20 protein-coding genes are annotated in these 22,716 nt (G+C 41.1%); all 20 read left to right on the top strand.

Annotated features, from left to right (window positions below; genetic code table 11):
- Positions 1-92: 92 nt before the first annotated feature.
- Complete coding sequence (gene pcrA, locus LRA01S_RS04275; protein WP_061774379.1) at positions 93-2,384, top strand: DNA helicase PcrA; 2,292 nt, start codon at positions 93-95, stop codon at positions 2,382-2,384.
- Between the two features lie 209 nt (positions 2,385-2,593).
- A complete protein-coding gene (locus LRA01S_RS04270) occupies positions 2,594-2,953 on the top strand; it encodes an iron chaperone (protein WP_061774378.1) in 360 nt (119 codons plus the stop codon).
- 21 nt (positions 2,954-2,974) lie between these two features.
- Entirely contained in the window at positions 2,975-4,252 is a 1,278-nt protein-coding gene (locus tag LRA01S_RS04265; RefSeq protein ID WP_061774377.1) for a DUF2130 domain-containing protein, read from the top strand.
- Positions 4,249-5,145 (top strand): tRNA pseudouridine(55) synthase TruB, encoded by an 897-nt coding sequence (gene truB, locus LRA01S_RS04260; RefSeq protein WP_061774376.1) that lies wholly within the window; start codon positions 4,249-4,251, stop codon positions 5,143-5,145. The genes LRA01S_RS04265 and truB overlap by 4 nt, the downstream gene beginning before the upstream one ends.
- The gene (locus LRA01S_RS04255; protein WP_061774375.1) at positions 5,142-6,038 is read left to right on the top strand and encodes a bifunctional riboflavin kinase/FAD synthetase; all 897 of its coding nucleotides are present in this window, start codon (positions 5,142-5,144) and stop codon (positions 6,036-6,038) included. Before truB ends, LRA01S_RS04255 begins: the two co-directional genes overlap by 4 nt.
- 185 nt (positions 6,039-6,223) lie before the next feature.
- A complete protein-coding gene (gene hemW, locus LRA01S_RS04250) occupies positions 6,224-7,360 on the top strand; it encodes a radical SAM family heme chaperone HemW (RefSeq protein ID WP_061774374.1) in 1,137 nt (378 codons plus the stop codon).
- 31 nt (positions 7,361-7,391) lie between these two features.
- On the top strand, positions 7,392-8,198 hold the full coding sequence (locus LRA01S_RS04245; protein WP_061774406.1) for a GH25 family lysozyme: 807 nt from the start codon (positions 7,392-7,394) through the stop codon (positions 8,196-8,198).
- A 41-nt stretch (positions 8,199-8,239) separates the two neighbouring features.
- Positions 8,240-8,965 (top strand): acyl-[acyl-carrier-protein] thioesterase, encoded by a 726-nt coding sequence (locus LRA01S_RS04240; protein WP_061774373.1) that lies wholly within the window; start codon positions 8,240-8,242, stop codon positions 8,963-8,965.
- Between the two features lies 1 nt (position 8,966).
- Positions 8,967-9,731, top strand: coding sequence for a TIGR01457 family HAD-type hydrolase (locus tag LRA01S_RS04235; RefSeq protein ID WP_061774372.1), 765 nt, complete (start codon positions 8,967-8,969; stop codon positions 9,729-9,731).
- Between the two features lie 10 nt (positions 9,732-9,741).
- On the top strand, positions 9,742-10,362 hold the full coding sequence (locus LRA01S_RS04230) for a TIGR01906 family membrane protein (protein WP_061774371.1): 621 nt from the start codon (positions 9,742-9,744) through the stop codon (positions 10,360-10,362).
- On the top strand, positions 10,349-11,242 hold the full coding sequence (gene rapZ, locus LRA01S_RS04225) for an RNase adapter RapZ (RefSeq protein ID WP_061774370.1): 894 nt from the start codon (positions 10,349-10,351) through the stop codon (positions 11,240-11,242). The genes LRA01S_RS04230 and rapZ overlap by 14 nt, the downstream gene beginning before the upstream one ends.
- Positions 11,239-12,216, top strand: a complete 978-nt coding sequence (locus tag LRA01S_RS04220; RefSeq protein WP_061774369.1) for a YvcK family protein — start codon at positions 11,239-11,241, stop codon at positions 12,214-12,216. The genes rapZ and LRA01S_RS04220 overlap by 4 nt, the downstream gene beginning before the upstream one ends.
- Positions 12,213-13,118: a DNA-binding protein WhiA gene (whiA, locus tag LRA01S_RS04215; RefSeq protein ID WP_061774368.1), complete on the top strand. Its 906-nt coding sequence runs from the start codon at positions 12,213-12,215 to the stop codon at positions 13,116-13,118. Before LRA01S_RS04220 ends, whiA begins: the two co-directional genes overlap by 4 nt.
- A 177-nt stretch (positions 13,119-13,295) precedes the next feature.
- The gene (locus LRA01S_RS04210) at positions 13,296-14,621 is read left to right on the top strand and encodes a citrate/2-methylcitrate synthase (protein WP_061774367.1); all 1,326 of its coding nucleotides are present in this window, start codon (positions 13,296-13,298) and stop codon (positions 14,619-14,621) included.
- A complete protein-coding gene (gene acnA, locus LRA01S_RS04205; RefSeq protein ID WP_061774366.1) occupies positions 14,618-17,227 on the top strand; it encodes an aconitate hydratase AcnA in 2,610 nt (869 codons plus the stop codon). The genes LRA01S_RS04210 and acnA overlap by 4 nt, the downstream gene beginning before the upstream one ends.
- A complete protein-coding gene (gene icd / locus LRA01S_RS04200; protein WP_061774365.1) occupies positions 17,214-18,446 on the top strand; it encodes an NADP-dependent isocitrate dehydrogenase in 1,233 nt (410 codons plus the stop codon). The genes acnA and icd overlap by 14 nt, the downstream gene beginning before the upstream one ends.
- Before the next feature lie 195 nt (positions 18,447-18,641).
- Positions 18,642-19,892, top strand: coding sequence for a CapA family protein (locus LRA01S_RS04195; RefSeq protein WP_061774364.1), 1,251 nt, complete (start codon positions 18,642-18,644; stop codon positions 19,890-19,892).
- 127 nt (positions 19,893-20,019) lie between these two features.
- Complete coding sequence (locus LRA01S_RS04190; protein WP_061774363.1) at positions 20,020-20,382, top strand: CidA/LrgA family protein; 363 nt, start codon at positions 20,020-20,022, stop codon at positions 20,380-20,382.
- On the top strand, positions 20,379-21,074 hold the full coding sequence (locus LRA01S_RS04185; RefSeq protein WP_061774362.1) for an LrgB family protein: 696 nt from the start codon (positions 20,379-20,381) through the stop codon (positions 21,072-21,074). Before LRA01S_RS04190 ends, LRA01S_RS04185 begins: the two co-directional genes overlap by 4 nt.
- 214 nt (positions 21,075-21,288) lie before the next feature.
- Positions 21,289-22,713, top strand: a complete 1,425-nt coding sequence (locus LRA01S_RS04180) for a glycoside hydrolase family 1 protein (RefSeq protein ID WP_061774361.1) — start codon at positions 21,289-21,291, stop codon at positions 22,711-22,713.
- The last annotated feature ends 3 nt before the right edge of the window (positions 22,714-22,716 follow it).

The raw sequence follows: 22,716 nt of genomic DNA, 5'->3' as shown, positions 1-22,716 counted from the left end.
AAAAATGAGGGTGTTTTCAAACGTCACTGTTTCTACACCTTTAGTCATTTATGTTATAATAATAGAGATGTCAAACAGGAAAAGAGAGTAAAATGAATCCATTATTACAAGGTATGAACGACCGCCAAGCTGAGGCGGTACAGTCAACAGAAGGCCCGCTTTTAATCATGGCGGGAGCAGGTTCTGGTAAAACACGTGTTCTAACGCATAGAATTGCGTATTTAATTGAAGAAAAAATGGTCAATCCTTGGAATATTCTAGCGATTACCTTTACTAATAAAGCAGCGCGTGAAATGCGTGAGCGAGCGATTGATCTAAACCCTCGAACGCAAGATACCCTCATCGCCACCTTCCATAGCATGTGTGTCCGCATCCTTCGTCGTGATGCTGATCATATCGGCTACAACCGCAATTTCACCATCGTCGATCCGGGTGAACAACGCACCTTGATGAAACGTATCCTAAAAGAGCTCAACGTTGACCCGAAAAAATTCACAGAGCGCACCATTCTAGGCACCATTTCTAATAGCAAAAATGACCTCGTTACAGCAGAGAGCTATGCCAAAAACGCCAACGACCTCTACACAGAAATTGTCGCCAAGGCTTACAAACGCTATGAAACGGAGCTCAAGCGCAGCGAGTCTATGGATTTCGACGACCTGATCATGAACACCATCCTCCTTTTCGATAAAAATCCAGATGTTCTGGCTTATTATCAAGGTAAATTTCAGTACATTCACGTCGATGAGTACCAAGATACCAACCATGCCCAGTATCAATTGGTGCAGCTCCTCGCTAAGCGGTTTAAAAACTTGTGCGTCGTAGGGGATGCAGACCAATCTATTTATGGGTGGCGTGGCGCTGATATGCAAAACATTTTGGATTTTGAGCAGGACTACCCTGAGGCCAAAGTCGTTTTGCTAGAAGAAAATTATCGGTCAACCAAAACCATTCTTCAAGCTGCAAATGAAGTCATCAATAACAACAAAAAACGTCGTCCTAAAAAACTCTGGACGCAAAACGCTGACGGGGAAAACATCATTTATCACCGTTCTGGTGATGAACGTGAAGAGGCCAATTTTGTTGCGGGACAAATTAACCATGAACTGCAAGAAAACAAGCGTCAGTATTCAGACTTTGCTGTTTTATATCGCACCAACGCCCAGTCTCGTGCAATCGAGGAAGCGCTCCTTAAATCTAACATTCCTTACACCATGGTCGGCGGCACTAAATTCTACTCTCGTAAAGAGATTCGGGACGTTGTTGCTTACCTCAATGTCATTGCCAATGTTCGTGATAACATCTCGTTTGAGCGGATCGTCAATGAACCTAAACGCGGCGTCGGTCCTAAAGCGCTAGAAACGCTCCGTGATTTTGCGGCGCAACAAAATGTTTCTTTGCTAGAAGCGTCACGAGATGTCACGCTCAGCTCGCTCAAGGGCAAGGCGGCATCTGAACTCTTTAATCTGGCCCATACCCTGCTCAATCTAGCAGATGATGTGGACCAGTTTACCATCACTGAATTAGTCGAAAAAGTCCTAGATAAAACGACCTATAAAAAAGCGCTGGAAGTTCAGACCACCAGTCTGGAAGCCCAAAACCGTCTGGAAAATATCGAAGAGTTTCTGACGGTTACCAAAAGCTTTGACGATAAGGAATCTGAAAACGCAGTCGAAGGCGAAACAGGCCTGGACAAACTCAGCCGTTTCCTCAACGATCTCAGTCTAGTCGCGGATACCGACAGCTACGATGAAACGTCCCAAGTGACCCTCATGACCCTACACGCCGCTAAAGGCCTAGAGTTTCCGGTCGTATTCCTCGTCGGCATGGAGGAAGGCGTCTTTCCGCTAAGTCGGCAAGCCGAAGATGAAGATGAGTTAGAAGAAGAACGCAGGCTAGCATATGTCGGCATAACACGAGCGGAAGAAGTCTTGTATGTCACGAATGCCAGCTCACGCATGCTCTTTGGTCGCTCAAGCTATAATCAACCATCGCGTTTCTTGCGTGAAATTGACGATGACTTGCTGACTTATACAGGTCAAGCCAGAAAAGCTAATACGAGCTTTAATGCCACTTATAAATCTTCCAGCACATCGTCAAGAAGTCAATTTGGCTCAGGTGTCAGCTTAGCCGATGCCATTAAAGGCCGTAAATCCGCTGTGTCATCAGTTGGCTCAGTTTCAGCAAGACAAGGCGCGACTGATAAAACAGTTGGCGACTGGAGCATCGGCGACACCGCTCACCATAAAAAATGGGGTGATGGTACGGTCTTAGATGTATCCGGTACCGGTTCAAACATGGAATTGAAAATCGCCTTCCCAGAAGTTGGCTTAAAACGCCTTCTGGCCCAAATGGCACCGATTGAGAAGGTTGAAAAAAACTGAGAAAGTCTCTAATTATGAGGGAATTGCCAATCTAAAAGGATAGGATGTGCAACAGTGATTGATTCAAAATAGTATCGGGTACAAGCGGTTCTAGTGAGTTGGTATACCAGTTATGAATATCGGTTAACCGTTTATTTTGCAGATCATGCGGTGAATGACCAGCTAGCAAACAGCATTGGTGGGACTAGAAAGATTGAGAGATAGATATCATGACGCCAGAAGTATTTGAGTATATGGTGAATCAGTCACCAGAGGTTACAGCCAGACTAAAGCAAATTTATGAGACTATTTATGAGGTTGCACCAGATGTTACCGAACGGATTTCTTATAAAATGCCTTGCTTTTATCAAGATCATCATTATTTATGTGGTTTTGCAGCCTATAAAAAACACATTGGGTTTTATCCAGGTGGCATTCTAGGCAATGGGTTTGATGATGCTGTAATGATAGCTTTTGGTGAGCGCTTGGCACCTTATAAAACGAGCAAAGGCACCATTCAATTCGGCCATCATCAATCTTTTGATATAGACTTGATACGTGATATTATCAAGTGGCGCTTGACGCATTAAGTAGACTGTTAAGGAGTTTAAATGAATCAAATCAAATGCCCACATTGTGGGGAAGTTTTCACGGTTGATGCATCAGGTTTTGCAGATATCTTGGCGCAAGTTCGTACACAGGAATTTGAGCAAGAAATTCATGCGCAGCTTGAAAAAGAAAAGGAATTACTAGCAGTTCAGGCTGAGGCTAAAGTCTCTGAGCTTAAAAATCAGCTTGAAAAATCAGAGCTTGAGAAGAAGAGTATATCAGATGCCAAGTCTGCTGAAGTAAAATTGATTGAAGAACAAACTAAATCTGCCCTCCAAACTGAGTTGTCAGAACTCAAAGCGCAGTTACAACAGCTAGAGTCCGAAAAACAACTCGCCCTACAAAAAACGGTATCTGAAAACGAAAAAGCCCTAGCGGAACTTGCTAAAGAACGGGATGCGGTCAAAAACGAACTCTTGTTAACCGAAAAAGAGCAAGAACTGAAAGCCAATGCCATTAAAAATGAGTACGAGATTTTACTCAAGGCCAAAAACGATGAAGTGGATTTCTACAAAAACTTCAAGGCTCAGCAATCCACTAAAGCCATTGGCGAAAGTCTCGAGAACTTTGCCGAAAATGAGTTCAATAAAGTGCGCGCCACCATGTTTCCAAAGGCTTATTTTGAAAAAGATAATGATGCCAGAACAGGCAGCAAGGGCGACTTCATCTACCGTGAACTGGATGATTATGGCAATGAAATCATCTCCATCATGTTTGAAATGAAAAATGAAGGCGATGAAACGGCGACCAAGCATAAAAACCGTGATTTTTATAAGGAACTAGACAAAGATCGCAACGAAAAAAACTGCGAGTACGCAGTCCTAGTGACCATGCTAGAAGCCGATAATGATTATTTCAACACTGGCATCGTGGATGTTTCGCATGAATATGCTAAAATGTATGTGGTACGTCCCAATTTCTTTATTCAATTGATCGGTTTGTTGCGTAATGCTGTCATGAATTCATTGGCTTACAAGCAAGAAATCGCCTTGATTCGTGAGCAAAATATTGATATCACGACTTTTGAAGCGGACTTAGATGTCTTCAAAACTAGTTTTGAAAAGAATTATAACTCAGCCAGCAAAAATTTCGCCAAGGCCATTGATGAGATTGATAAATCCATCAAACGGATGGAAGAAGTTAAAAAAGCACTCTTAACGAGTGAAAATCAACTACGCTTGGCTAATAACAAACTAGAAGATGTATCAGTTAAGAAATTAACCAAGAAAAATCCAACCATGGCTGAGAAATTTGCTAATTTAAACAAGGACTCAAAATGACAGTAAACGGAATTTTAAATATCTATAAAGAAGCCGGCATGACCAGTCACGATGTAGTTTTCAAACTGCGCAAAATCTTGCAGACGAAAAAAATAGGTCATGGCGGGACTTTAGATCCTGACGTGACTGGCGTCTTGCCGATTGCGGTAGGCAAGGCGACGCGCGTGATTGAGTACATGACGGAAGCTGGCAAGATCTATGAGGGTCAAGTGACCCTAGGCTTTTCGACTGAAACAGAAGACGCAAGTGGTACAGTGGTCGCCTCTACTCCCGTTGTAAACGTGCCAACGACCACAGAGATTGATGCTGCCATGGCCGACTTTGTCGGCAAAATCACGCAAATTCCACCCATGTATTCGGCGGTCAAGGTCAATGGTCGCAAGCTCTATGAGTATGCACGCGCTGGTGAGACGATCGAGCGACCGCAGCGGCAGGTAACGATTTCCGAGTTTGCTAGAACGTCTGAGCCCACTTTCGATGCGGCAAATGGTCTTGTTAACTTTGACTTCCGTGTTGTTTGTAGCAAGGGTACCTATGTCAGAACACTGGCTGTTGATTTGGGGGCTAAACTTGGCTATGCCAGTCATATGTCTTACCTGCAGCGGACGGCATCAGCTGGCTTGACCATCGACAAGGCCTTTAAGTTATCAGAAATAGAGCAACTCAAAGCTGAGGATCGTTTAGACGAGGCGTTCTTGCCTATCGAATACGGTGTCTCTGATTTAGAAAAAGTCGAGCTGACACCTGAGCAAGTTTCAGAAATCGGCTTTGGCCGTTTCGTCACGATTATAGCTGAACATCGAACTGTTGCAGGCATGCAAAATGGGCAACTCATTGCGATTCTAGAACAACGAGATGGTCAACTTTATAAACCTAAGAAGGTAATTAAATGAAAGTCAATCAATTTAGTGAACAAAATCTTGATGCAGCACCAACTATCCTAGTTTTAGGTTATTTTGACGGCTTACATCGTGGGCATCAGGCTTTGTTTGACAAGGCGCGTGAATTAGCGGTCGAAAAAAATGCTAGCATTTCAGTGCTGACATTTCCAGAAAGTCCAATTCTCGTTTTTAAAAAATTTAATGAAGATTTGCTCAAGCATCTGACATCACCCAATAAACGTTTGGCGCTTTTTGAAGAAAATGGGGTTGATTTCCTCTATCTGACTGATTTTACTAGCCATTTTGCCAAGTTAACCAGCCATGATTTTGTTCAAAAATATGTCAAAAAATTAAATATTGCAGCGATTGTTGTCGGATTTGACTACCAGTTTGGGTCAGATCATGGTGATCTTACGCAACTTTCTGACTATGAATCTTACCAAATCGCTCAAGTATCAGATGCGGGTGAAAAAATCTCATCAACCCGAGTGCGTCAAGCGATTTTAGATGGCGATGTGAGTCTTGCTAATCACCTTTTAGGCTATGACTATGAAGTGACGGGTCTTGTCGTCCATGGTGAAGCCAGAGGCCGCACCATCGGCTATCCAACTGCCAATATTGAATCTAAAAATTATCAATATTTGCCAGCTATTGGCGTTTATGTTGTTGATATTGAAGTCTTGGGGACACGCTACCGTGGCATGGCATCTATTGGCTACAATGATACCTTTGGTGGTCAACATCAGACACTTGAAGTCAATATTTTTGATTTTCGGGATGAAATCTACGGAGAAACCGCTACGGTTTACTTCCTAAAACGGATTCGTGGTATGATTAAATTTGATGGTGTTGAGGGTCTGATTGCACAGATGGATAGCGATGAAAAAATTTCACGTGAGTATTGACAACTGAACATTTTTAGGCGTTAAATAGCACGACGAACCAAGTCTCAAGTCTGAGGACTTGAGTTTTTTATTGCTCAAATTTTAGTGAGATAGCTACAAGATGATTAAACTTGACAGAGCGGGCCAAAAACAGCATAATGAACCAATAGACTTGTTCTAAACCAAGAAGAAATGAAAGAAAATTAATGAAAACAGCGCAACACAAGCCAACCTCAGCCTATGTCCATATTCCATTTTGTACACAAATTTGTTACTATTGTGACTTTGCTAAGGTTTATATCAAAAATCAACCCGTAGATGATTATATTACGGCACTTTTAGCGGAAGTTGCTGCTGAAAATATTACAGCACTCAAAACCCTCTATATTGGGGGTGGGACACCGACAGCGCTTTCTTCTGAGCAGCTAGACAGACTCTTATCTGGTTTGACACAAAATCTTGATCTGACAGAGCTACAAGAATTTACAGTAGAAGCTAATCCAGGCGATTTGTCAGATGAGAAGATTGCGGTCCTAAAGAAAAACCATGTCAACCGAGTTTCCCTTGGGGTACAGACTTTCAATGATAAACTACTCAAGAAAATCGGTCGCAGTCATAACGCCCAAGATGTCTTTGACAATGTTGCGAAGCTTAAAGCAGCAGGCTTTGATAATATCACAATCGATCTGATTTACGCCCTACCTGGTCAGACCATGGCTGATGTGAAGCAAGACGTCGCTAATATCCTGAGCCTTGATCTGCCTCACGTTGCCCTGTATTCTCTGATTCTTGAAAACCACACCATTTTCATGAATAAGATGCGTCGTGGGCGGCTTGATTTGCCGAGTGAAGATACGGATTTTGAGATGTATAACTACATCATCGATAGCTTGCAAGATGCAGGCTTCGAGCATTATGAAATCTCGAATTTCGGTAAAGCCGGCTACGAGAGTGCGCATAATCTTATGTACTGGAACAACGCCGAGTATTATGGTTTCGGCGCTGGGGCGAGCGGCTACGTCGACGGTGTGCGGTACAAGAATCATGTGCCGATTCACCATTACTTGGAACATGCGGATAAGCAAGTCGTCAAAGAAAAACTCACACTCAAGGAACAGATGGAAGAAGAACTTTTTTTGGGGCTACGGAAGAAATCAGGGGTCAATATCAAGCAGTTTTCTGAGAAATTCAACCAAGACTTTGAAGCGATCTATGGGCAAACAGTTACAGAGTTGATAGAAAAGCAACTTCTGGAGAAATCAGGTAACCATATTTTCATGACACGACAGGGACTCATGCTTGGTAATGACGTATTTGAGACGTTTTTACTAGACGATGACTAGAGATTTTTGATATAATGTAATAATGAATATGATGCGAAAACATTTGAAGCCGCCAGGGATTTTGATGGCTCTCATTTTGTCACTTGCCCTTGCTGCCTTTTTTGTTGAGTTAAATATTGCAAAAGATGATAGTGCTGAAGACAGTACGGTGACTAAGGTCACGCTTAATAATGGTGTTGATCTCAACAAACCGATTATCGATATTTCTGGCTGGCAGTTACCGTCAGAGATGGATTATGATACTTTGTCGCAACAGGTTAATGGCGTTATTGTCCGTGTGCAACATGGCATTAGCATGAAGAAAAAAAATAATGCGGCTTTTCAAAATGGCAAAGACAAAGCCATGGATACACACATTCAAGAGTTTCAAAAACGTAATGTGCCAGTTGCTGTCTATGCCTATGTCAATGGTAAATCTGAAAAAGAAACGCGTGAAGAAGCCAATGAATTTTATGAACGTGCAGAAAAATATAAACCGACTTATTGGTGGCTAGATGTTGAAGAAGTGACGATGAAAAGTGATTTTAATCAAGGTATTGAAGCTTTCCGAGATGAATTGATTAAACTTGGCGCCAAAAATATCGGTATTTACACACAGGATTGGTTTATTACGGCTAATCAATTAGACGTGACACCCTATAATAGCATTTGGTTAGCGCACTATGGAGGCGATACTGGTTATTGGGATACATCACCTGATACAACGATTAAGTATGACTTGCATCAGTATACTAGTCGTGGCCGTCTCAATGGCTTCGCAGGCGATCTAGATTTTAATCGCGTCTCAAATATTGAAGACTATAATAAACTCTTTAATCATGGAGAACCTATCAAATAACTAAAACGCCAATTTCGGCGTTTTTTTGGTAAAATAAGAGTATGCTAACTTACACGAAAAAATATACTGTCCCATATTATGAAACTGATGCCAACGGCAATATGAAACTGCCTAGTATTTTCAATATCGCCTTGCAACTATCGGGGGAACAATCCCATAGCCTTGGGATTAGCGATGATTGGTTAAAAGAGACCTATAACTATGCTTGGGTTGTGGTCGAATATGATGTGACCATTAACCGTCTGCCAAGGTTTAGCGAAGTGATTACGATTGAAACCTTTGCCAAGTCATACAATAAATTTTTCTGCTATCGAGATTTTGTCTTCTTTGCTGAAAATGGTGACGCTTTATTAACGGTTAATTCGACTTTTGTATTGATTGATATTAGTAGCCGAAAAGTCGCCCATGTTGAGGATGATATTGTCGCCCCTTATCAGTCTGATAAAATCTCAAAGATTATCCGTGGCCACAAATACACGGCCCTGTCAGATACGCCGCTTGAAAAGAGTTATCATGTGAGGTTCAACGACATTGATCAAAACGGTCATGTGAATAATAGTAAGTATTTTGACTGGATGACGGATGTTTTAGGTTATGATTTTTTGAGCACCCACGTGCCGTCGAAAATTCAGTTGAAGTATAGCAAGGAAGTGCTTTACGGCACCACTGTGACATCACGTGTGGACTTGGTAGGGGTGCAGTCGTTTCACGAAATTGTATCGGAAGGTAAGCATGCACAGGCTGAAATGACTTGGAAAGAGAAATAAAATGACACAGTACAAAGGCTATTTAATTGATTTGGATGGTACGATCTATCTGGGGGAAGATCGTATTGAAGCGGGAACGCGATTTGTCAAACGGCTACAGGAAAAAAATATCCCACATTTATTTGTGACCAATAATACGACCAAAACACCGGCGCAAGTCCAAGAGAGATTGCAAGAAAAATTTGGCATCATGACATCTGAAGAGACCATCTATACAGCAACTTTAGCAACACTAGAGTATATGGATGATATGGCAAAAGGCGAGACTGCATATGTCATTGGTGAGTCGGGTCTCAAATCTGCGATTTACGGTAGCTACCAAAGAGATACTGAAAATCCAGCCTATGTTGTTGTAGGCTTAGATAATGATTTAACTTATGAGAAATTGACCCTGGCAACTCTTGCCATTGCCAAGGGTGCTATGTTTATCGGGACCAACCCTGACTTGAACATTCCGACAGAGCGTGGTCTGTTACCGGGTGCGGGTAGTATTAATAAATTACTGGAAGTTGCCACTCGGGTCAAACCGATTTTTATCGGCAAACCAAACGCAATTATTATGAACAAAGCCGTTGAACGAATCGGGATTGCCAGACGTGATCTTTTGATGGTGGGGGATAATTACCTGACGGATATTCGCGCCGGTATTGATAATGATATTGATACCTTGCTCGTTACGACTGGTTTTACCAAAGCAGAAGAAGTGCCAAATCTACCAATTGCCCCGACGCATGTCGTTGCATCATTGGATGACTGGGAAATTTGAGTGGTAAGTTATGAAAGCTAAAGGTCACTTTTTACTCACGATTATTTGGTCAATTGCAGCTAGTGCGACCCTGACAATTCTTGCTGCGATGCCTTTATTTTACCGTCTGATTGACGTGTTTAAACTACCGGATTTGACTTATCTCGGTTCAAAAACGATTAGCTATAATTTTAATCGTTTGATGGGCTACTTGCTGAATCCTGCAGTTAAAAAGTTAAATATGCCTGATTTTTCTAGCTCACAGGCTGGACTTAAACACTTTGCTGATGTCAAACAGCTCTTTCTATTAGCATTTTTCCTTACAATTGTCTTACTCCTACCTACGTTTGTCTTTATCAAAAAAAAGTGCTACATCCAATTCTATCAAGGCATAAAAATCTGTCTGATAGTGCCAGTTTTTATCGCTGTTATTGCGTTATTTGGTGGGTTTGAGTCAATCTTTATTACTTTTCATCAAATATTTTTTCGAGATGCCACTTGGCTGTTTGATCCAGCAACGGATCCAGTTATTAATATCTTACCAGAACGCTATTTTATGCTGTGTTTCATGATTTTTGGCGTGGTTTACTTAGCATTTTGGTCTGTTTTATTGCTCAAAACGAAAAGGAGTTTTTCAAATGCAAAAAATTAATTTAGTGATTATCACTGGGATGAGCGGAGCCGGTAAAACGGTTGCCATCCAATCTTTTGAAGACATGGGCTACTTTACGATTGATAATATGCCTGCTAATTTGATTGAAAAATTTATTAGTTTATTGACAACCTCAGAAAGTAGCGATATTGATAAAGTCGCAATGGTAGTGGACATGCGGAGCCGTAGCTTTTTTGACGCCTTATCTGATATCGTCAATGACCTTTCAGATAATCCACAAGTTGACTTTAGATTGCTCTTTTTGGATAGTTCTGACGAAGAACTGGTTGCGCGCTATAAAGAAACGCGTCGCAGTCATCCTCTTGCAGAAGATGGTCGTGTTTTGGATGGCATCATGCGAGAACGTGAGCTGTTATCCCCCTTAAAATCATTTTCACAAAATGTGATTGATACGACAGAGTTAACGCCTAGAAATCTGCGCTCACTCATTATCCAACAATTTGCGACAGAAAATACCAAAGCTGCCTTTAGAATTGAGGTCATGAGTTTTGGCTTTAAATATGGTCTACCATTGGATGCTGATTTAGTGTTTGACGTCAGATTCTTGCCTAATCCGCATTATGTACCAGAACTGCGTAACCAAACAGGACTTGATGATGCCGTTTATCACTATGTCATGGATGCGCCAGAATCAGAGGATTTCTATCAAAACTTGATGACCATGCTCAATCCGATTATTCCTGGTTATGAAAAAGAAGGAAAATCGGTTCTCATGATTGCCGTTGGTTGTACAGGTGGTCAACACCGGAGTGTCGCCTTTGCTAAAAGGATTTCGGAAGAATTGACTGCTAATGGCTGGTTGGTTAATCTCAGTCATCGTGACAAAGACAGAAGAAAGGAAACGGTGAACCGCTCATGAGAAAGAAAAAAATAGTTGTCATTGGCGGTGGGACCGGTATTCCAGTCATTTTGGATTCGCTGAGAAAAGAAGATGTTGAATTGACGGCGATTGTCACAGTTGCGGATGACGGTGGGAGTTCAGGTAAACTGAGAGGTACGCTTGATATTGCACCGCCAGGTGATTTGCGCAATGTACTTGTTGCCATGAGTGATATGCCACGGGTCTATGGGCAGATTTTTCAATATCGTTTTCGTGCTGAGGATGGGCCGCTCAGTGGCCATCCCATTGGCAATCTTGTCATTGCTGGCGTTTCTGAAATGCAAGGCTCGACTTATAATGCCCTTAAAATATTATCCAAATTTTTCCATGTCCAGGGTCGTATCTTGCCTTCTAGCGAATCAGCTCTGACTTTACATGCTGTTTTTAAAGATAAAACAGAAATCATTGGTGAAAGTCGGATTGCGGATTACCCTGGGACAATTGATCATGTCTATGTGACCAATACCTTTAATGATGAGCAACCAACAGCATCTCGCCATGTCGTTAATGCGATAATGACCGCGGATATGATTGTCATGGGGCCAGGTAGTCTTTTTACATCTATTTTACCTAATGTCGTCATTCCAGAAATACGTGAAGCGCTAGTCAGAACTTTAGCTCAAGTCGTCTATGTTTGTAATATTATGACCCAACGAGGGGAAACAGAAAACTTCACAGATGCTGATCATGTGAGAGTCTTGCACGAGCATGTTGGTGTTCCATTTGTTGATACTGTTTTAGTTAATGTTGAGGCAGTGCCAGATGCTTACATGAATTCAAATAAATTCGATGAGTACCTAGTACAAGTAACACATGATTTCAATAGGCTACAGGCAGAAGACGTGCGCGTGATTTCCGCTAATTTCTTGAAGTTAGTAGATGGCGGTGCTTTTCATAATGGAGATGCAGTTACAGAAGAAATCATGAGAATCAGTGAGCGTCGCAGTCAATGAGTTTTTCAGCAGATGTTAAGAAGGAATTGACCCAGTTAAAAGTGACAGATGGGGTTATCATTGCACTCATTCGGATGAATGGCGTGCTTGGTATTTCAAATGGTTTGACACTCTCTGTGACAACTGAAAACGCTACAACAGCACGTTTCATCTATGCTACCCTATCAGAAGCATACGCCATCAAATCTGAAATTAAAACCCATCAAAAAACCACTTTGTCTAAAAATCGTGTTTACACCTTGAAGATCAAAGATAACGTATCAGAGGTTTTGGATCACTTTGAACTAGCAGATAGTCTCTTGCTAGATCATGGCGTCCCTGATAGCGTCAAATTTGATGAAAAAAAAGCCATCGGCTACTTGCGAGGGGCTTTTTTAAGCAGTGGCAGTGTGACAAACCCTGAGAATGGTAAATACCATTTGGAAATTGCCTCTTATTATGAGGAACATGCGTCAGATTTGCAGTATTTACTTGAAACCTTTGGCATCAGAAGTAAGATGATTGCTCGTAAAACAAGAGTGGTCACCTATCTATCAAATTCTGAGATGATTATAGATTTTCTCAGTCTCATTGGTGCAAATGCCGCACGGTTTAAGTATGAAGATGCAAAGATTGTCCGCGAGATGCGCAACACAGCTAATCGTCAGACCAATTTTGAAGCCGCTAATATTGGTAAAACCGTCAATGCTGCCCAATCAGCAATTGAAGATATCAAATTTTTGCAAAGTCAGGATAAATTGCCAGATAATTTACGCGAACTTGCAGTTGCTAGAATGGCTAATCCAGATGCAACAATCGTTGAGTTAGGACAAAAATTAGCGACACCTTTAGGTAAATCAGGTGTCAATCATCGCCTCAGAAAAATTAAAGAACTTGCCAGTCAACTTCGTCAGACCCACTGATGAAGTTTCTTTAATACTTGAATGAGTCTTACCTTTTAATTGTGAATATAAAAACGAACTATTAAAATAAAAGTGAAAATAAAATGGGTATAAAAACTTGTAAATATCTTTAAAATAAATTATAATAAGGCAATATCAAAATTTTCAGAAGATTCATTCGAAAGGTTGACGCATTTCATGAATAAATATATAGAAAAGATTAAAAAAAATTCCATCATTCCACTTGAATTTTATCAAGAATATGATGTCAAAAAAGGGCTTCGTGATGTCAGTGGTAAGGGTGTTTTAGCGGGATTAACCAATATTTCAGCCATCCATTCCTTTGATGAAGATGGTGAGCCCATGCAAGGTATCTTAGAGTATCGTGCGATTAATATCAAAGATATATCAAAGCATCTTAAAGCGGAAAATCGATTTGGGTTTGAGGAGATTACCTACCTGCTCCTTTTTGGTGAGCTACCGACGTTAGAAGAACTGACAACATTTACCAAAGTGCTTTCAGATAAACGCCAGTTACCAGAAGACTTTGTGCGAGATATTATTCTGGAGGCGACTTCTAGTGATATCATGAATTCGATCAGCCGGAGTATTTTGAGTTTGGCAACTTTTGATCGCAAGGCAAGTGAGATGACGCTAGAAAATGTATTGGATCAATCGCTTTGTTTGATCGCAAATTTTCCATTGCTGGCGATTTATGCCTATCAGGCTTATAATCACTATGAAAATGGTGAGAGTCTTTACATCCATTATCCAGATGAAAACCTGACGACGGCGCAAAATATCTTGCGTCTATTAAGACCAGATAAACAATTTACAGACATTGAAGCAAAGGTTTTGGACTTGGCGTTGATTCTGCATATGGAACATGGTGGCGGGAACAACTCGACCTTCACGACTCACGTTGTGACCAGTTCTGGAACGGATACTTACGCCTCAGTTGTCGCTTCTTTATCAAGTTTAAAAGGGGCCAAGCATGGTGGTGCCAATATTCAGGTGTCTAAAATGTTAGATGATATTTGGGCTAATCTTGATGATCCTTGTGATGAAGCGGAAATCTCTGAGTATTTGCGAAAAATTTTGAATAAGGAAGCCTTTGACAAACAAGGCTTGATTTACGGGATGGGGCATGCCATTTACTCGGTTTCTGATCCTCGCGCTGAAGTGCTCAAGTCTTACGTTAAAGAATTGGCTGATGAAAAAGGCTTGCATAACGAGTATGACTTTTATAAAAAAATTGAGCGTCTCGCACCGCAAGTCATTGCCCAAGAGCGGAACATCTATAAAGGTGTATCGGCCAATGTTGACTTCTACAGTGGCTTTGTCTACAAAATGTTGGGTCTTCCAGAGGAGCTTTACACGCCTTTATTTGCGATTGCGCGAATTGTTGGTTGGAGTGCCCACCGCATGGAAGAAATGCTTAACATGAATAAAATTATTCGGCCGGCCTATGAAAGTGTGTTGACGACTAAAAAATATACAAAACTAAAGGATAGGAACGCATGACATCGAAAAATTATAAGAAAACGCTTACGGTTAATGGGACTGATTACACCTATTTTGATATTCAATCTGCTATCGCAAACATAGAGACGCTACCTTATTCATTGCGCATCCTAACAGAAGGGATACTCCGCAATTTTGATGGTGTCAAATTCACATCAGAACATCTTGAAAAGTTACAGAACTATGATGGCAAGACACTTGATTCCGGTGAAATTCCTTTTAAACCTAGCCGTGTTATCCTGCAAGACTTTACTGGTGTACCAGCAGTTGTTGACCTTGCTGCTATGCGTGATTCAGTCAAAAAATTAGGCGGTCAACCAGAGCTGATTAATCCAGAAGTTTCAGTTGACTTAGTCATCGATCATTCAGTACAAGTTGACTATTCAGGTTCTGAGCAAGCCTTGCAATTCAATGCCAAGCGTGAATTTGAACGCAATGGCGAACGCTATGAGTTTCTCAAATGGGCGACTGAGTCTTTTGAAAATTTCCGTGTTGTCCCACCTGCAACAGGGATCATCCACCAAGTCAATATCGAATATCTCTCAGATGTTGTGAGTGTGAAAGAGGGTGTTTTACTCCCTGACACTGTATTCGGTACAGATAGTCACACAACCATGATCAACGGGTTAGGTGTGCTTGGTTGGGGTGTTGGCGGGATTGAAGCTGAGGCCGCTATCTTAGGTGAAGCGTCTTATTTCCCAATGCCAGAAGTCATTGGTGTGCGTTTTGTTGGTAATCTTAACCCGCTTGCGACAGCCACTGACTTAGCCTTGACCATGACGAAAATTTTGCGTGACCAAAATGTTGTGGGGAAATTTGTCGAGTACTTCGGGCCAGGTCTCGCGAGTTTGACGCTTGCAGATCGGGCTACAGTCGCCAACATGGCACCAGAATATGGCGCAACTTGTGGCTTCTTCCCGATTGATGATGAAACACTTAATTATTTAACCAATACCAACCGAGATGAAAAACTTGTTTCCTTAGTTGAAGCTTATGCTAAAACCAATCACTTGTTTTATGATGCTACAAAAGAAGCAGCTTATAATCAAGTCATCGAAGTTGACTTGGCAACAGTCGAAACGTATTTATCAGGGCCTAAACGTCCCCAAGATTTGATTGCCCTAGGTCAGATGGCTTCTGAATTTAAGGCCTTTTCAAAATACCTTGCAACAGGTGAACCTAAAGCTGACGGTCTGGTGAAAGAAGGCGACATCGCGATTGCGGCTATCACGTCTTGTACCAATACTAGTAATCCATATGTCATGATGATGGCCGGTCTTTTGGCGAAAAACGCCGTGGCCAAAGGATTGACAGTTCCCAAAACAGTTAAAACATCCCTCGCACCCGGCTCAAAAGTCGTGACCGCCTACTTAGAAGATGCAGGCTTGATGGCACCACTCGCAAGTCTCGGATTTGACGTAGTTGGCTATGGCTGTACGACCTGTATCGGAAATTCAGGGCCACTTGATGATGATGTTTCTGAAGCGATTATCGACCAAGATGTCCTCGTGACATCTGTCCTTTCGGGCAACCGAAATTTTGAAGGTCGCATCCATCCACTTGTCAAGGCTAACTACCTCGCAAGCCCACCGCTCGTTGTCGCTTACGCTATTGCGGGCAATGTTAAAAAAGATTTAACAAGGGAACCACTTGGCGTGGATCAAGAAGGACAGGCGACTTACCTCAAAGATATTATGCCTGACTATGAAACCGTAAAAGCGGAAGTGGACAAATATGTCACACGTGAACTTTACGAAACTTACTACGCCCATGTCTTTGATGCAAATGAAGCATGGAATGACATCAAGTCATCAAAATCTGAAACTTATAACTGGGATGAAAACTCAACCTATGTTGCTAATCCACCCTATTTTGAAGACTTAAGTTTAGATGCGACTTCTAGCAATGCACCACTTAAGAACTTACGTGTCTTGGCAAAATTTGGCGATTCTGTCACAACAGATCACATCAGCCCAGCCGGTAACATTGCCATGAAATCACCAGCAGGTGAATTTCTATCTGCGGCAGGTGTTGAGCCACGTGATTTCAACTCCTACGGTAGTCGCCGTGGGAATGATAAAGTCATGACGCGTGGGACATTTGCGAATATTCGCATTAAAAATCAATTGACACCAGGTATTGAAGGTGGCGTAACCAAATACGGTGAAGCCGTGTTACCGATTTATGATGCTGCCATGAAATACAAGGCTGACGGTACCTCGCTTGTCGTTTTAGCAGGTAAAGACTATGGCATGGGCTCATCACGTGACTGGGCAGCTAAAGGGACAAATCTTCTAGGTGTTAAAGTCGTCATTGCTGAAAGTTTTGAGCGGATTCACCGTAGTAATCTTGCTATGATGGGCTTGATTCCACTGCAATTTTTGACAGGTGAAACAGCAGACAGTCTTGGCTTGACAGGATTTGAAAGCTTCAGTTTTGATTTCCCTGAAAAACCAGAAATTGGTCAGTTGATTACAGTTCACGCTGATGATAAAACGTTCCAAGCTAAACTACGTTTTGATTCACAAGCTGATTTAGAGTACTATGAAAATGGTGGTATTCTGCAAATGGTGATTAAGAAAAAGGTGTTAGATGGCAAAGATTGAAATGATTGATGGGAAGTTAAACGTTCCTAATAACCCTGAAATTCCTTATATTAATGGCGATGGTGTGGGGATTGATATTTCTCCTGCCATGATTGAGATAGTTGATACAGCAGTTGCTAAAAGTTATGCTGGCGAGAAAGAAATAGTTTGGCAAGAGTTACAGGCTGGTGAACAGGCTTTTGAAGCAACTGGGGATTATTTACCGGAAGCGACATTGACAAGCTTGACAGAGAACCTGATTGCTATCAAAGGCCCATTAATGACACCGATTGGTGGCGGTTTCCGTAGTTTGAATGTGACCTTGCGTCAAAATTTTGACCTCTTTGCCAATGTGCGGCCAGTGGCTTACTTTCCAGGTGTCGCATCACCTGTTAAACATCCTGAAAATGTTAACATGACGATTTTTCGTGAGAACACAGAGGATATCTACGCTGGAATTGAGTTCGAAAGTGAAAGTGCAGACGCCCTTCGATTAATCGAGATTTTAAAGTCTGACTTTGGCATTAATAAAATTCGGTTTGATAAGACTTCCGCCATTGGCATCAAGCCTGTATCGCCAGATGGGACCAAACGTTTGGTTCGAGCTGCTTTCGATCATGCTGTGGCGAATGGTAATACGCGGTTGACGCTGGTTCATAAAGGCAATATCATGAAATTTACCGAGGGTGGCTTTAAGAAATGGGGTTACGAGGTTGCAAGTGAGTATCCGACTTTCACAGTAAATGAGTTCAATCAAATTAAGGCACAAGACGGCATCACGGCTGCTAAAGCTGCTAAAGATCAGGCTTTGGCTGAAGGTAAAATCTATGTGGATGATGCGATTGCAGATAACTTCTTACAGCAAATCTTGCTGAATCCATCAGACTATCAAGTAGTCGCGACGCTTAATTTGAATGGTGATTATATTTCGGATGCCCTAGCTGCCCAGGTAGGTGGGATTGGGATTTCACCAGGGGCGAATATCAATTTTATCACGGGGCATGCGATTTTTGAAGCGACACATGGTACGGCACCAGATATCGCAGGCTTAGGTCTTGCCAATCCATCAAGTTTGATCTTGTCAAGTGTGATGATGCTTGAGTTTATGGGTTGGGGAGAAGCCGCAACACTGGTGAAATTGGCACTTGCAAAAGCTATTGCAAGTGGACATACAACTCGGGATTTAGGTGGTCAGTTGACGACAGCTGAATTTACCAAAGCTGTTATAGAAAATCTATAAACAATTTTTTCCTCAAAATACAGGACATAATGCCTGTATTTTTTTATTTTAAGTTTCTTGCTTTTTTAACATATTGTATATGTTATAATGAGATAAAGTCTTAATGCTTGTTAAAATAATTAAGTCTGAGTTTTTATAGTATTTTGTTTGAGGCAGTTAATAATTAATTGAAGGGAAGTTGTAAAGGAGGAAAAGTTGCAGAGTAGACGGAGTAAGCGGAGTAAATTTTCGACAATACCGAAAAGTTTAGTGATAATCTTGCTGGTTTTAGCTGGATTAATTGTGGTTCTATTTATTGGTGAACATTTTTCAAAGTCATCGGAAAAAACAGATGTGAAACCTAAAGCAAGTCAAGCTAAAACAAAGAAAACGAGTCAGTCTGAATCTAAGGCACAAACATCAAAGGAAACACAAAAAGCAACAATTATGGCCAGTGGTGATATGCTCTATCATGATATTGTTTATGGGAGTGCTTTTGATGGTGAGAAATACGATTTTTCGAATGACTATGAACAAATCAAACCATTAATTTCTTCTGCTGATCTGGCTTTGGGAGATTTTGAAGGCACAATCAATCCAGATCGTGAATTGGCAGGATATCCGATTTTTAATGCACCTGAAGATGTCGTCGCATCTATTAAAGACGCAGGTTATGATGCTTTAGATTTGGCCCACAATCATATTTTGGACACTGGGATAAGTGGTCTCAAATACACCGCGAATGCTTTTCAAAAAGCAAGTCTTGATACCTTCGGAGTTAATGTACCAGATGATAAAATACTAGTTAAGACTGTTAATGGCATTAAAATTGCTATTTTAGGTTTTAGTTATGGGTTTAATGGCATAGAAGCGAGTATTAGTCAGTCGGATTATGACAAGTATCTGAATGATTTGGATATGGCTAAGGTTGAAAAGAAAATTAAGGCAGCTGAAAAAATTGCAGACTTAACAATTGTCATGCCTCAGTCTGGTGAGGAATACAGCTTAGAGCCTACGCCTGAGCAAGAAAGAATCTATCGTCAAATGGTTGATTTTGGAGCAGATATTGTTTTTGGTGGTCACCCTCACGTGGCAGAACCAACAGAAACCATTGAAAAAGATGGCGAGAAAAAATTCATCATCTATTCCATGGGTAATCTCTTATCAAACCAACGCTATGAAACACTCGAAAATTACTGGACTGAGCGTGGTGTAATCATGGAGGTTCAGGTTGCTAAAAAAGATGGTAAAACAAGCCTAACCGGTGTTAAGGCACATCCGACTTGGGTTTCAAGGGAGCCAATTAATCGGACATTTCTGGGTTATCCAGCCTATGATTATCAAGTATACTTGGCAGAAGACTACATCAAAGGTGGCAAATATTTTGACAAGATCCCTTTAGAGAAGCAACAAAGGATAGAGACAGCTTACCATGAAATGATGGACTTGTTGAATATCAAATTTTAGTCAATCAATATCTAAAAAAAACTGGCACAAGTCAGTTTTTATTTACCAGAAAATAAGATTTTTTCCTGTAATTTTCAGAAAAAAGCGCTATAATAAGCATATATATCAGAAAGGTCGCACTTATGCAATGAAAATTTATTTTCAGTTCATGTACATACTCTTGTTCTCCATTATTGGAGAAGTTTTATCTACGGGTTTAAACTTACCAATTCCTGGTTCGATTATTGGGATGGTTTTATTATTTCTCGCCCTTAAATTTCGGATCATTAGACTCCGTCAGATTTATGATGCTGGTCAATTTCTGATCGAAAATATGACGATTTTATTCTTGCCAGCTGGTGTTGGGATCATGAGTCACTGGGATGCCATTGCCAAGTATTGGTGGCAGATTATCGTCATCACTGTTCTTGCGATTGTCGTTAATATTGCTGTTATAGGCTTTGTGACACAGTTTGTCAAACATCGTTTTGAGGGAGATTACCGAAAATGAAAGAAGTTGTAGCAAATCCATTATTTGGCCTGACTTTATCTATTTTGGCCTATTTTATTGCGGCACAAATTCATAGAAAATGGACAAACCCTGCGACAACGCCTTTACTGTTAGCCGTGATTATGGTAATTGTCTTTTTGAAAGCAACAAACATTTCTTATCGTGATTACTATGTCGGTGGGTCTTATCTGAATACCTTGATTATACCCTCAACAGTGGCCTTGGGAATACCGTTATTTCAAGCCTTTAAACTCATGAGGTTTCATGCGCGCAGTATCATCGCAGGTGTTGTGATAGGTGCTATCGTGAACACAACTTTAACAGCACTCCTCGCCAAAGCCTTTGGCATGAATTTCTTTCTTGCCATAAGTCTCTTTCCTAAATCCGTGACAACCGCCATGGCCATCGGGATTACCAGCAAAATGGGAGGCATGACGACGATTACCTTGGTCGTTGTCGTAGCGACTGGTATTTTAACCTCTGTGATCGGAACAGTGCTGCTTGATTTATTTGGGATTAAGGATCGGGTGGCGAAAGGTGTGGCACTTGGTGGCACGGGTCACGCCATTGGGACTGGTGCAGCCATGCAGCTAGGTCAAATAGAAGGTGCCATGGCAGGCTTATCTATAGGTGTGACTGGAATTGTTTATGTCATTGTTAGTCCTATGATTGCAGCTATCATCTTGAAATAAATTCAGCTATCTCTTGAGAGATGGCTTTTTCTTATAGCCTTTACTTTGTTACTGCAAATCTGTACATATTTTCTTGACAAATATAACAGATTCCTTTAGACTAAAATTATAGAAAAGATAGCGTTTTCAATTTAAGGACAACTATATAATGTAACATGTCGTTTAGTAAATGTGTCTGAAAATTATCTAAAACTATATAGAAAGTAGACGATGTATGACGACTTTAAATTTCCCTAAGGATTTTTGGTGGGGAGCTGCCACATCTGGTCCACAAACTGAAGGTCGGTTTAAGAAACTTCATGCCAATATCTTTGATTATGAATTTGAAATTTCTCCTGAGAAATATTGGCATGGTATTGGTCCTGATACGGCATCAAATTTTTATAATGACTTTAAAAATGATATCGCTTTGATGAAGGCTACTGGCTTGAATTCCGTGAGAACGTCTATTCAGTGGACACGTTTGATCGATGATTTGGAAGCGGTTACCTTGAATCAAGAAGGTGTCCAATTCTACAACAATGTCATTGATGAATTTATAGCACAAGGTATTCGACCAGTTATCAATCTCCACCATTTTGATGTGCCAGTTGATTTAGTACACCAGTATGGCAGTTGGGAATCGAAACATGTTGTTGACTTATTTGTTAAGTTTGCTGAAAAGTGTTTTGAGCTTTTCAGTGATCGGGTGACGGATTGGTTCACACATAATGAGCCGATGGTAGTTGTTGAAGGGGGTTATCTTTATCAATTTCACTATCCGAATCTGATTGATGGTAGAAAAGCAGTGCAAGTGGCTTACAATTTGCAATTGGCCTCATCAAAAGTTATTGCTGCCTTTAGACGATTGAATCGAAACCCTGACGGTAAAATAGGTATCATCCTTAATTTGACACCTAACTATCCTGCCAGTGATTCTAAGGTTGATCAAGCAGCAGCACATTTTACAGATTTGTGGCAAAATCGGCTATTCATGGATGCCTCCGTCAAGGGAATATTTCCAGCTGAACTTGTTGAAATTCTGACCCGAGATGGTGTACTTTGGGATGCAACACCAGAAGAACTAGACATTATTCGTCAAAATACCATTGATTATCTAGGGGTTAATTTTTACCATCCTAATCGTGCACAAGCACCAAAATATTCGTCTGATTCGCTTGCTGTAGACTGGTTACCCAATAAATATTTTGAAGCCTATGACAAACGTGGTGTTCGAATGAATGTGGATAAAGGTTGGGAAATCTATCCCAGAGCGCTTTATGACATTGCCAAAAATATCCAGGAGAATTTCGGCAACATCGCCTGGTTTGTCTCTGAGAATGGCATGGGCGTGAGCCGTGAAGAACGCTATTATGATTCAGAAACCAATCAGATTAAGGATGATTATCGGATTCAGTTTATCAAAGAACACCTTTATTATGTCCACAAGGCCATTGCAGAAGGTAGTAACTGTTTCGGCTATCATCTTTGGACACCGATTGACTGTTTTAGTTGGCGCAACTCTTACCGTAATCGTTATGGCTTAATCTCAGTCGATATTCGACGACAAATTAAAACCTTGAAAAAATCAGCCTACTTCTTTAAAGACCTAGCAGACACCTCAAGACTTGAATTACATGAATCAGAAATGGAGAAATAACAC

The sequence above is a fragment of the Pseudolactococcus raffinolactis NBRC 100932 genome (assembly GCF_001591765.1).
GTDB classification, from domain to species: Bacteria; Bacillota; Bacilli; order Lactobacillales; family Streptococcaceae; genus Pseudolactococcus; species Pseudolactococcus raffinolactis.
Note: the sequence above shows the minus strand (reverse complement) of the source record. Positions and strands in the feature narration are given on the sequence as shown.